A 12,008-nucleotide genomic window follows, 5' to 3' on the forward strand; every position below is an offset into this window, starting at 1 on the left:
CAACAACCTTTTATCTCAACTAAAAATGGAAACCCTCACCCAACAAACCACAATACGCATAGATGGCGAAACCTATATGGGCCTGACAACACATGCAGATCTGGGCACGCAACCTTATGAACGCAAACTGACCTTATGGGTAGTAGTGGAAGATCACCATACCTGGGACAAAATGAGTAAATGTCTCCAGGCCCGTCAATCCATGCGGGTCAAAGTTACAGGCAGATATAGTGGATTGTTTTATATTGTAAAGATGGAAGATATGACACGAGGCGCGGCTTTCGTTCTGAAAAATGACGGGCCTTTTGTAATCTTTAAAGACAATTAATTACATTCTTGCTCAACACAGGCAATAATCCATGCTGAACTTCCTGCCTTGCTTAAAGTATCATACTCAGGCAGTGGCGTTGTAGACTATTCATCCATACCAGAAATTTCACTTCCTACACTACTCTCCCAGATTAAATACACAGATAAGGCATTTCTCTTTATGCCTGTTGCGTACTTTTTACGGCTATGCCGGATTGCCTTATACTGAGAGATACATTTAGTAAGAGCTTATCTATATTGCTTATCTATCTCATCAGCTACTAAAGAGAGTTATTGCATTGGGTTATTTAAATTAGAAAAGGAAACAAATGATGCGCAAAAAACAAATCCTGGATACATCGCAGGACAGTCAGGCTGCTGCTCAGCTTGAGTGGCTGAATCTGAATACACTAGCACAGGTAGAGTTTTCGTCCGAATCACCGGAGTATCCTATTGAAGAGGCTCTGGAAGTAGAAGGAGGAAAAGGATGGCGTTCTGCTTTGCCTGGTAAGCAATCCATTCGTATTGTATTTGATACACCACAAACTATTCACAAGATTTTCCTGCTTTTTGAAGAAAACGTTCAGGCCCGCACACAAGAGTTTGTTCTGCGCTATTTGTCTGCTGGAAAAGAGTCCTTTCACAATATTGTCCTTCAGCAATATACCTTTAGTCCACCACATACTACAAACCAGCTTGAAGTTTATCAGGTAGACCTAACGAATGTACAGATTCTTGAACTGGAGATAATACCTGATATAAATACGAGTAACGCATTTGCTTCGTTGAAAAAACTAAAGCTCAGCAGTTGAACAACAAAGCGGATGTGGCAATGGCCTACTGAGCTTTTTGCCGGGTTACCTTCCGATGATAATGATACTATTAATGAACAGGAAAACAGATAATAATCAACGTCCCTTTACCAGGTGTTGACTCAATTTCTATCGTTCCTCTGAGCAGGGCTAACCTGTCCCGGATCGACTTCATACCAATGCCAGTAGATGTCTGGCTTTCAGCCATTCCCTTGCCATCGTCCTGAGCTTCGATATAGATATTGTTTTGTTCTTTGGTTACTTCGATACGGGCACGGGTAGCCTTTGAATGTCTGACAATATTGTTGACAAGTTCCTGTACAATCCGGAAGATAGCTGTTTCCTGATAGGGTTTTAACCGTTCTTCTATGCTGTGACAGGTAAAAGCAATGCCACTGTTTTGAAAGCGTCGGCAAATGTCGGCAATCGCATAGTTTAATCCATACTCTTTTAACAGAACCGGCACCATTTCATGCGATACCCTGCGCGTTTCAGTTATGCCTTGGGTTAACATAGATTCGGTACTTTTCAGAGCTTCCTGTATAGAGCTATTTTGGTATTCAGGTTGTGCTAATAGGTGGGTAAGTAGATTCAGGTTCAGTTGTGTTGCATACAAGATCTGGCCTACACCATTGTGCAACGACTCCGATATACGCCGGCGTTCTTCTTCCTGCGCTTCCAGAATAGCCAGCAGTAGCTGATTTTGCTGCTCTACCCGGATGCTAATGTTTTCTTCTTCCAGCCGTTTAATCTCTGATAGATCCAGATCCACCCCTACTACCCTTATGGGTTTTTCCCATATATCATACATAAGTACACCTTTGACCTTAAGGGCTACCAGCCTTTGATTGATCACAAAATGCAATGTTTCCTCAAACGGTCCTTTGCCACTTCGGATGTATTCCACTACTTTCTCTGCCATCGGATAGTCTTGCTCACTAACATAGTCCAGATACACTTCAGGCCTAATGTGACTATTGAGTGGCAAGCTAAACAAACGATACATACCCTCTGACCATTGAAATTCTTCAGTTGTTAATTCATATTCCCAGCTTCCTATTGAGGCTACCTGTTCGGATTGCTGCAAAATAGTAAGCTGTTTTTTAAACTGAATTTCGGCTTGCTTTCGGTCGTGAATGTCAGTAGCGGCACCGTACATTTTGAACACATGGCCGTTCTCATCTTTGAGTGGCAACGCACTGATAACAAACCAGCGATACTCGCCGTCGTAGCGCCGTATCCGGTGCTCCTGTTGCAAAGGCTTGCCAGTTTCAACTGCCTCACCATAGCTCTGTGCAGAACCTTCTTTGTCGTCAGGGTGAATGGCATCTGTCCAGCCCCAGCCGATAGCCTGTTCGAGACTCTGTCCGGTATATTCCAGCCAACGCTGGTTATACCAGTTGGTTGAGCCATCCGGTTCGCTATCCCAAAGCAGGTCGGGCACCAGGTTGGCAATCGATTGGAAGCGTTTTTGCGACTCTCGCAATGCTTCTTCTGCTTTTGCTCTTTCTACGGCTGCCCAGGTAAGCTCAGCAATTTCTTCCATCAAGTCCACTTCGTCTTGTCTCCAGATACGTTTGACCATATCCTGAATATAGAATGAAGCCACCCAAATTCCTTTTTTCATCAGTTGGACCGATAGGGTGGAGCGAATATTCCCCAGAGCTTTAATTCCTTCTTCCTTTTCCTTAGTCCGAAGATCTTCCAAGATATCTTCCACCACAATGGTTTTCCCACTACGGCACTCTCTTAGGATCTGATCTCCGAAACCGGAAAGAGGATCTATTCCCTGCAAATTTTGCATCACACCCTTGGTCCAGTCTCGCTCTACTACCAAATGGTCATAAGGTGGCGGAAGCTGGGCGTACCCGCAGCGGCTAACCTTAAAATGAGATCCAACAGATTCACTAACTGTAGCCATAATCTGAGCCGTATCTGTTAAGGATCTTAACGCATCAGTCAAATTTAGTACAAAAGCCTGTCGCTGTTCGGCTTGCTTGCGTTTGGTTATATCCAGATTGGTAGCCACCACACCATCCTCTAGTTTCACAAACATACACGAGAACCACTTAGTAAATCCGTCATACGGATAGTAGTATTCCATGCCTTCGGCTTTGCCTGTCTCCATTACCCGAAGCATCAGGTCAAAAATTCCGGTTTGTTTAATGCCCGGATAGGCCTGTGCATATAAACTACCTTCCAGATCTGTACGGCCTGTTTCCCGCTTAAGCTCTTTATTTGCCATTTGAATCCGGAAATCGAGGATGTTTCCCCCTTCATCCCGAATAGCCTTCATTACTGACATACTCATCAGATTGGTATCAAATACTGATTGCAACAGATCCCGGCTCTCGGCTAGTGCCTGCTCTTTCTGTATTTGCTGAGTAATATCCTGTACTACTCCCCTTAGGCCAGTGACACCAGATAATGGACTATGCATGACCTGTGCCCGAATCAGTACATGCCTGAGTTGCTGGTCGTTGTCACGGATCAATATACCCTCCATTTCAAATCCCTGTTTGGTTTGCAGGGCCTTTGCAGACAGTTGTTTCAATTGTGTCTGGCTTTCTTCTGTGTAAAAAGAGATCGCTTTCTCAAAATTCATTTCCTCTCCCTGATCCACCCCCATAATCTCATACATCTGCTGGCTCCAGATAACCTTATCATGGGCCGTGTAGTACTGAAAGCTGCCAATGCGTCCAATAGACTCGGCTTCACTGAGTTGTTCGTATTGTGCTCTTAGTTTTTGTTCAGCCTGCTTGCGCTCGGTAATATCCTCAAAAGACACGACAGCGCCATCTTCAAATCTGACAGCGGTAATACTAAACCAGCGATGCATACGCTGCTGCCGGGTAAAGAGTTCTACTTTCTGTAGTGTACCCGAATCCACCACACTTTTGAGTGCACTAAAAAATTTTGTTCGTTGAAATCCTTTATGAATGCTTGAGTAGGGCTTTCCAGCCAGATCATATCGGTTATGAAAGTTTTCGATAGTTTTGTTTACCAGCAGATAGTCAAAGTCTATGATGGCATCTTCCGCATTCCGTACTGCCTTTAGCACACTGATGCCATTGCTGGAAGAATCAAAGACAGACTGGAGCAGATCTTTGTTTTCCTGTAGGTGTTGCTGTGCCTTTTTTTCGATAGTAGTATTATGAATCAGGCTGATGTATTGGAGTGGCTTTCCGGATTGATCCCGTTTGAAGGGCTTGGCCCGGATCCTGCGCCACTCAAGGGTCCCATCTTTGTGCTGAATGCGGTAGTCAAGGCATTGTAGTTTATCTGTGTCAGAATCAGCCACTGTATCTAACAACTGTCTGAGTAAAGGTACATCGTCAGGATGCACAATGGTATTAACCCATTGCATATTATCCATTTGTTCAAGCTCTTCTTCGGAGTATCCCAGACGGGTAAACTGCTTCCGGTTTTTGTATACAATACGTTTGGTAACCAGATCATAAATGCTAACGGTACCGGGTACGGCATCTGCTATCTGCCGGATAAGGTTAGATTGCTGACTTTGTTCTGCTTCGGCTCTTTTCTGCTGGGTGATATCCTGCACAATGCCACAGTAATAAATATTTTCTTCGGGCGTAGCAGTTGCCAGTTCGCTTTGCCAGTGCAACACTCTTTCTTCTCCATTACGCTGAAGGATACGGTACTGCATTTCGGCAAATTCAGGTTTATGGATCTCCGCCAACAGTTGACGAAAATGTGATTGATCCTGTGGGTGAATCAGTGAAAGATCAATCAGAGATAAAAGTTTTTCCTGCGTAATCCATTCACTTTGTGGAGCCATCCCATGCATGCGATATAACTCTTCACTCCAATACCAGGACATCTCTGGAACAGAATGTTCAAAATACCCAATACGGCTCAGACGTTGAATTATTTGCAAACGATGTTGTCCGCTACGAGTTTTTGATTGTTTGTATGCTGTTTCCTGTGTTTCTTCAAAAGAAACGATAACGCCCTGTTCGCTGGGAGTTGCCTTCAGTGTAACGGGTGGTCTGTTCAGAAGAGAAACAGACTCACAGGTAAATATTTCTTTCTGAGTTAAGGCTTTTTGAATAGCTGAAAAACAAGGAGTTGGTACCAGTTGTGGGAATACCTCCCATATGTTTTTTTGCAGCATCTTTTCTTTGGTAAGCGAAAAGAAAACTTCCGCCTGATGATTTATATAGATAAATTGGTTTTGCACATTGAGCTCATAACACCCAATAGGTAAGGTGTTGAGAATTTGTTCGGCTTGTATAAGACGGGTGAAATCCGCATTACTTTCAGGAAGGCCAGCTTGTGAATACATAATAAAAAAGTAAAAAGTAAAGGAACGGTCAAAGCGAGAGGAAGGACGGAGAGACAGATTGCGTTGTGAGACCGAATGACCTTTCGAAATAGATGGTTTACCGGAGAGCGGTATACCTGGACAATCATACACCGGGCTGTATTTCAGTAAGATTATATACAAATTTATTGAAAATAAAGTAATATCCTAACGCTGTACAAAAGAACTCTTTTCCGGTAAATAAATTGCGTTAACTACTCATTGGGTAAGTAAGAGAAAGAATATAACTTTTCGGTTTATAGATTCAGGCGGTATCTGCACTGGATAAATATTTCTATGCAGCCTTAAAACCTGCCAGAGATAGCTGGCTGCAACTATATCCCCCTTCAGGGAGAGTTATAAAATATCTGTAGTCAGGTAAATTTTGTATTTTTTTCTATAAGCTCTATGTACTTTCTGCCAGCAAAGAAAATGTAGCTATGCGTGAAATACCCATTTTCATAATTGAGTGTTTCATACATAGCCAGTATCTACCGTTTGTTTGTGCATGGTTTCCAACCGGTTTTTTGGTTAGGTAGTGAATAGTTAGGGTGTTACCTCTTTGAATAATTGCCAGAGTGCGATTAAGTGCAGATCCGGCCAATCAGAAAGAGAAGAAATAACGCTGCTTTTTGCAGCTGTCAGATCTACCTGCAGTAGTGCATGCTGCAAGATAGGCTTGATAGTATGGAGTTGCCGTTCAATATCCAGACGCCTTTCTACAGACAGAGAAGTCTGCTGGCCTTGCACAATGGAGTTGTATTCAATCTGGTATTGAAGGTAAGAACAAAAAAGAGGACGAAGTGTATCACTTAACAAAAATAGTTGCAACTGTTTTGCTATTTTATCAATTTCGTTTTCAAACATATGTCAGGGAAAATCTCTATAATGCTGATGTAAAATATCATACCCTGGCTGACTGTATAAGGTGACTGCTTACCCGACTATATCCGTTTGCAAGTCATTACACAGCAGGTAGCGGCGTTAGACATCCGAATAGCGTAGTTTTAACCATTTGGTATGAACTGATTATGAAAAGGCCATGTTGCCAGGTAACACTCCCGTCCTCTACTCTTATAGTGTATGCTATTGGAATAAAGTGAACTGGGATACAAATCAAAGATTGTATATGAAGTCTCATAATTCCTCAATAGGCAATGCGCTGTATCAGCTTGCAGAGCAGAATGATCTGGTGGTTTTCATTTTTGAACCAGCCACACAGCAATTCCTTTACCTAAGCCCCGCATTTGAGCAGATTTTTGACCGGACTCCTGAAGGCCTTTCGTATACAGATCTACTTCCTTTTATTGATGCTGATGACCAATCATATCTGAAAGAGGCCTATCAAAAGTTACTTTCAGGAGAAGATAATCCAACAGGTGATGCGAATAAGTATCTTGAGTTCCAGATTATGCTATCTGATGAAACGGCCAAATGGATACAGGTAAAACCTGTGTTGATTACCGATGAGCACAATAGAACCCTGATCGGAGGAACTGCTGAAGATGTTACCGCCAGGCGACACTATGCAGAGCTGGAAACCCGACATGCCAATAAGAAGAATGCCATTCTGCAAATCCTTTCGCATGATCTGGCAGGTCCACTGGCTACCATTCAGTCGCTCTCTTCGCTTATAGCCACGGCTATTCAACCGTATAAGAATGAAGACATTAGCAGGTTAATCGACCTGATTACCCAGACTAGTAAACGTAGTATTAAGATAATCCGGGATTTTATGGAGCAGGAATTTCTGGAATCAGCAGAGGTGGATCTGGTGAAGACCCGAGTGAATCTGGTGGAAATTGTGGGACAGATGCTGGAAGAAATGCAGCGATCTGAGCAATACATGCAGAAAACGTTTCATTTTAACCATTCTGACCCGACTATTTATGCAGTGATTGACGAAGTGAAGTTTGTGCAGATTATTAATAACCTACTTTCCAATGCCATCAAGTTTACCCATGATGATGGGGTCATTACGGTCTCTATCGACGATAACGAACAAACCGATACTATCCTGCTCACATTCAAAGACAATGGAATTGGCATTCCTGAAAAGTATCATGCTTCATTGTTTGATAAGTTTACCAAAGCACGCCGACCTGGCTTGCGAAAGGAAGTAACGGTTGGGCTGGGTATGTCTATTATCAAAACCATTGTGGAGTGGCATCAGGGAAAAATCTGGTTTGAAAGTAAGGAGAATACAGGAACTACGTTTTTTGTGGAAATTCCACGCTATGGAGCCTCTCACAAATAGTATTTTACGATAGCTATAGGGTAGCTTGTTGTCGTAAAAAGTGGCAAGAGATGTTTACAGAATGGAGTAGCAACTACTAATGAGAGAACAGCCCTATGACCGATGGAAAAAAAACTTGTACTCGATATAGAAAGGCAAATCGGAGAATTGGATGAAAAGATAGCCAACGAACTCAGGCAGTTGAATCAATTGAAAGAAAATACACTTTCAGAATCACACCAACCCGATTTGCATTATCGGTGGATAAAAACAATGGAAAAGTATATAGTTTTACTGGAAATGCAAAAAACGTTGTTGTACTTCCAGATACAAAAACTTGAAACTGAAGCCTAGCCGAACTACTTGTACCTATCCGGATTTTTTAGTGCTGCTATTGAAACTATGTCAATTTCTTATTCCTGATCTACCTTTTGCCACTTGAAACCTAGAGCATACTGCAATTGATTTCTAGACTTTTTTGTATTGGTAGCCTAGCATAAATAGGTTCATCATCCGATAAGCGAAAACTTTCCTCATATATAGCATAGTCTCCGATATTTTCGGAGAAACTTCTGATTTCTCCGAAAATATCAGAGAAATGATTGCCTAGCATTACTTATATCTAAGCCTGAAGATCTTGCTGGCAGCCTCCAAAAGCCCTCATGTGCTTTTTTAAGATACCCTACTGGCTCTGGCACCAAAATAGAAATATTTCTACTCAGATTTATAATTCAATTGCTGCTGGCTTTAAAAACCATTGGTAGCAAACTGATGAATCTTTCATTTAACTCATTTCAAATATGACAACCGTTCATCAATTTTCCTCTCTTTCTCAGGCCAGATCAAGAGATTCCACTAGTCGTAAAGAATTTATAGAAGTAGAAAAGAATGTAAAACTCCACATCACCGATTTAGGCGAAGGCAAACCTGTTGTACTGATTCATGGCTGGCCTTTAAGTGATGCTATGTATGAATATCAATATGCCGAGTTAATCCAGAAAGGATACCGGGTAATTGGGATTACATTACGTGGATTCGGCAAATCAGATAAACCATATGGGCAGTATAACTTTGACATTTTTGCAGATGATATCAAAGTAACTTTGGAAGAACTGGGCATTCAGGACGCTGTATTGGGAGGTTTCTCTATGGGAGGCGCGATTGCTACCCGCTATATGGTACGGCACAACGGTGAACACATCCGCAAGCTTGCGCTATTTGGGGCAGCAACTCCGAAATGGACAAGCGGAGAGAACTATCCCTTTGGTTTTACTCAGGAAGAGGTAAATGCAATGATTGAACAAAGCCAGACAAACCGAGCCGCTTTATATACTACGTTTGGCAGTATTTTCGCAGCCACTGAAACCTCTTTGCCTGCCGGATTGGACAGGTGGCTGGTTACCATTCAATGGGAAGCCTCCCCATATGCAGTAACTCAGTGCTTGATTGCACTCAGGGATGGGGATCAGCGTGCTGAGCTATCAGCTATCAAAGTACCTGTTGCTATTTTTCACGGGGTACAGGATAAGATTGTACCTTTTTCCATTGGAGAACAAGCTCAACAACTCTTTGAAAACGCATACTTAGTCCGGTTTGAAAACAGTGGACATGGATTGTTTGTCGAAGAACGGGAGAAATTCAACCAGGAGCTAATTACATTCCTGGAAACCCGGTAGTAAACCTGGTTGTATTCTTTCATTCAATAGGCTGGCACTTGCTATTCGCAGACATATATAGACCTATGTAGTACACAAAAGTAATAGCCAAATGATATAGTCTGTTACATCTTTCAGACTTTAAAGTTAAACTCTTATTAAAATAAACTCTTAATAAAAAACGCTGGTCCTTATAATGAAAACACCAGTTAATCTTCAACCCAAAACCCATATGATAAACCAAACCATTTTTAAAAACGTGAAAAAAGTAGCTTTTCTGATTGTATTTATCGCTCTTTCCTTAAATACTAATGCTCAGACTGTTCGGGCTTCGGCAGGACGAGCTGAATTTATAGAAGTAGAAAAGAATGTAAAACTCCACATCACCGATTTAGGCGAAGGCAAACCTGTTGTACTGATTCATGGCTGGCCTTTAAGTGATGCTATGTATGAATATCAATATGCCGAGTTAATCCAGAAAGGATACCGGGTAATTGGGATTACATTACGTGGATTTGGGCAGTCAGATAAACCATATGGAAAATATAATTATGATGTATTCGCCGATGATATTAAAGTGGTACTTGACAAACTAGGAGTTGAGCATGCCACTATTGGTGGATTTTCCATGGGAGGTGCTACTGTGATTCATTATGTTGCTAAGTACAATGCTGCCCACATAGATAAAATGGCTTTATTTGGCGCTGCAGCTCCTGTCTGGACAAAAAGAGACGACTTTCCGTATGGACTTTGGTCAAAAGAAGATGTTAACGGACTCATCACTCTAAACAATACCAATCGGCCACAACTGCTGGAGAACTTTGGAAAGATTTTCGCTGCCAATGAAACAACTGTTTCTTCGGGTATGGCAGCCTGGTTAGGTGGAATTAACTGGCAAGCATCCGCTTATGCTATGGGACAATGTCTGGCTACACTCAGAGATGGTGATTTAAGGCCAGATCTAAAAAAGATCAAAGTACCTACTCTGATTCTGCATGGTACTCAGGACAAAATTTGTTCGTATGATCTGGCAGAGCAGACACATAAACTTCTGGCTAATTCAAAACTGGTTCCTTTGGAAAAAAGTGGACATGCCTTATTCATTGAGGAACGGGAAAAGTTTAACAGTGAGTTGATTAAGTTTCTGGAAAGTCAGGCTGTTGTACATAAAAACTAATAAAACACATGCTTGAGCAGGTAGGCAAAAGCCTACCTGTTGTTTTTCTAAACTAACTTCTTTCAACCAATCATGAAAAGTATTCTGCTACGGCTTATACTCTTGTTACCTCTTCATTGCCTGGCTCAAGCTCCTGAAGCCAATTTGCAGAAACTAGGTATTGAACTGCCTTCCCTACAAACACCTCTGGCTAGTTATGTGGCTGTGGTTAAGGTAGATCATTTACTTTACTTGTCAGGTAAAGGGCCGATTCAGACTAATGGACAATATATAAAAGGAAAATTGGGGAAAGATCTTTCTATTGAAAGCGGCTATCAGGCTGCCCGCTTAACGGCAATTAACCAACTAGCAGTTCTGAAAAATGAGTTAGGGGATCTTCGTCGGGTAAAAAGAATTATCAAAGTGAACGGGTTTGTCAACAGTGAAGGTAGTTTCTATGATCATCCAAAAGTAATGGATGGTTTTTTCGATTTACTGGTACAGGTTTTTGGAGAAAAAGGCAAACATGCCCGAACTGCACTGGGTGTAGCTGCTTTGCCCTTAAATATGGCAGTGGAAGTAGAAATGATTGTAGAGGTAGAATAAGGCCTTTCCAGTAAGGAAGATAATACATCTTGTACTAGTGCAGGTATTTGCGTTGTAAACGTATATCCAAAACAGCTTTATATAACCTCCTCCTGTTGTATGATACAGACCTCAAAATGTCCATCTCAGCCTTAGATATTTCGGCCTTGAATAAAATCTGATTGTGAAAAGCAAAAAGGCAATCTTATTTTGATACCTATTCAAAAGTACTTCATTCTTTTTTAATTTATACGTTAACCTTTTACGAATTACATAAATGAACAAGATAAAAAATAGCCTGGCTATGACACTGGTGCTGACTGTACTAACTACACTGATTATTTGCGATTCAGCTCTGGGACAGCAACCTGGCATTAAACGCACAGAGCTTCAACGGTATGATCTGAGCCACCCTGGATGGGAAGCTATTCAGGTGCGTATCGACTTTGCTCCGGGAACATCGTTTGCCCGACACAAACATCCCGGTGAAGAGATGATCTATGTTCTTGAAGGTACATTGGAATATCAGGTGGAAGGCAAGCCACCTGTGAAGTTGAAGGCTGGTGAGACATTATTTATTCCGGCAGGAACGATCCATTCGGCCAGGAATGTGGGTAGTGGTAACGGAGCAGAGCTGGCAACCTATATTGTAGAAAAAGGCAAACCTCTGGTGGATCTGGTCAAATAAGGGTTCAGGAGAGTGATATGATGGATAAAGGGCTTTCTAACCTGTCGCTGAAGGTCTGGCTTAGCCTATCCATCCGGATATATGTGTTAGTATATAGCCATTATATAGTCGTATGGGTCAGATCATATCACTATATAATGGCTTTACTTTGGAATAGAATTCAGCTTGGAAAAGCATTGTGAGACGGATCAAAAATTACTCAACGCCAAATAAACTCCTTACTTTCTGATAGGTATACGTGTG

10 protein-coding genes are annotated in these 12,008 nt (G+C 41.8%); 8 read left to right on the forward strand and 2 right to left on the reverse strand.

Features of this window, described 5'->3' with window-relative positions; genetic code table 11:
- The first annotated feature begins 25 nt into the window (after window positions 1–25).
- Complete coding sequence (locus tag QNI22_RS13060; RefSeq protein ID WP_313977814.1) at window positions 26–328, forward strand: hypothetical protein; 303 nt, start codon at window positions 26–28, stop codon at window positions 326–328.
- Window positions 329–638: 310 nt separating this feature from the next.
- Window positions 639–1,121, forward strand: a complete 483-nt coding sequence (locus QNI22_RS13065) for a hypothetical protein (protein ID WP_314511110.1) — start codon at window positions 639–641, stop codon at window positions 1,119–1,121.
- A 70-nt stretch (window positions 1,122–1,191) separates the two neighbouring features.
- On the opposite strand, the gene QNI22_RS13070 is transcribed toward QNI22_RS13065, so the two are convergent.
- Together QNI22_RS13070 and QNI22_RS13075 are read right to left on the reverse strand one after the other, a co-directional pair.
- Entirely contained in the window at window positions 1,192–5,589 is a 4,398-nt protein-coding gene (locus tag QNI22_RS13070; RefSeq protein ID WP_314511111.1) for a PAS domain-containing protein, read from the reverse strand.
- A 402-nt stretch (window positions 5,590–5,991) separates the two neighbouring features.
- The gene (locus QNI22_RS13075) at window positions 5,992–6,312 is read right to left on the reverse strand and encodes a hypothetical protein (protein WP_314511112.1); all 321 of its coding nucleotides are present in this window, start codon (window positions 6,310–6,312) and stop codon (window positions 5,992–5,994) included.
- 262 nt (window positions 6,313–6,574) lie between these two features.
- Between QNI22_RS13075 and QNI22_RS13080 the strand changes: the two genes are divergently transcribed.
- From QNI22_RS13080 to QNI22_RS13105, 6 genes are all read left to right on the forward strand, one after another.
- Window positions 6,575–7,702, forward strand: a complete 1,128-nt coding sequence (locus QNI22_RS13080; RefSeq protein WP_314511114.1) for a PAS domain-containing sensor histidine kinase — start codon at window positions 6,575–6,577, stop codon at window positions 7,700–7,702.
- Between the two features lie 102 nt (window positions 7,703–7,804).
- Window positions 7,805–8,035, forward strand: coding sequence for a hypothetical protein (locus QNI22_RS13085; RefSeq protein WP_314511116.1), 231 nt, complete (start codon window positions 7,805–7,807; stop codon window positions 8,033–8,035).
- A gap of 446 nt (window positions 8,036–8,481) precedes the next feature.
- Window positions 8,482–9,357, forward strand: coding sequence for an alpha/beta fold hydrolase (locus tag QNI22_RS13090; protein WP_314511117.1), 876 nt, complete (start codon window positions 8,482–8,484; stop codon window positions 9,355–9,357).
- A 175-nt stretch (window positions 9,358–9,532) separates the two neighbouring features.
- Window positions 9,533–10,513, forward strand: coding sequence for an alpha/beta fold hydrolase (locus QNI22_RS13095; RefSeq protein WP_314511118.1), 981 nt, complete (start codon window positions 9,533–9,535; stop codon window positions 10,511–10,513).
- A gap of 72 nt (window positions 10,514–10,585) precedes the next feature.
- Window positions 10,586–11,098 carry a RidA family protein gene (locus QNI22_RS13100; protein WP_314511119.1) on the forward strand — a complete coding sequence of 171 codons (513 nt, stop codon included), beginning with the start codon at window positions 10,586–10,588 and terminating at the stop codon, window positions 11,096–11,098.
- Between the two features lie 256 nt (window positions 11,099–11,354).
- Entirely contained in the window at window positions 11,355–11,765 is a 411-nt protein-coding gene (locus QNI22_RS13105) for a cupin domain-containing protein (protein WP_314511120.1), read from the forward strand.
- Window positions 11,766–12,008 lie beyond the last annotated feature (243 nt).

The organism is Xanthocytophaga agilis (assembly GCF_030068605.1).
GTDB classification, from domain to species: Bacteria; Bacteroidota; Bacteroidia; order Cytophagales; family 172606-1; genus Xanthocytophaga; species Xanthocytophaga agilis.

Bases quoted from the DNA above. Each gene is read 5' to 3' on its own strand.
- QNI22_RS13080 (WP_314511114.1), top strand. From the start codon at position 6,575: ATGAAGTCTCATAATTCCTCAATAGGCAATGCGCTGTATCAGCTTGCA.
- QNI22_RS13090 (WP_314511117.1), top strand. From the start codon at position 8,482: ATGACAACCGTTCATCAATTTTCCTCTCTTTCTCAGGCCAGATCAAGA.
- QNI22_RS13065 (WP_314511110.1), top strand. From the start codon at position 639: ATGATGCGCAAAAAACAAATCCTGGATACATCGCAGGACAGTCAGGCT.
- QNI22_RS13105 (WP_314511120.1), top strand. From the start codon at position 11,355: ATGAACAAGATAAAAAATAGCCTGGCTATGACACTGGTGCTGACTGTA.
- QNI22_RS13100 (WP_314511119.1), top strand. From the start codon at position 10,586: ATGAAAAGTATTCTGCTACGGCTTATACTCTTGTTACCTCTTCATTGC.
- QNI22_RS13085 (WP_314511116.1), top strand. From the start codon at position 7,805: ATGGAAAAAAAACTTGTACTCGATATAGAAAGGCAAATCGGAGAATTG.
- QNI22_RS13075 (WP_314511112.1), bottom strand. From the start codon at position 6,312: ATGTTTGAAAACGAAATTGATAAAATAGCAAAACAGTTGCAACTATTT.
- QNI22_RS13095 (WP_314511118.1), top strand. From the start codon at position 9,533: ATGAAAACACCAGTTAATCTTCAACCCAAAACCCATATGATAAACCAA.
- QNI22_RS13060 (WP_313977814.1), top strand. From the start codon at position 26: ATGGAAACCCTCACCCAACAAACCACAATACGCATAGATGGCGAAACC.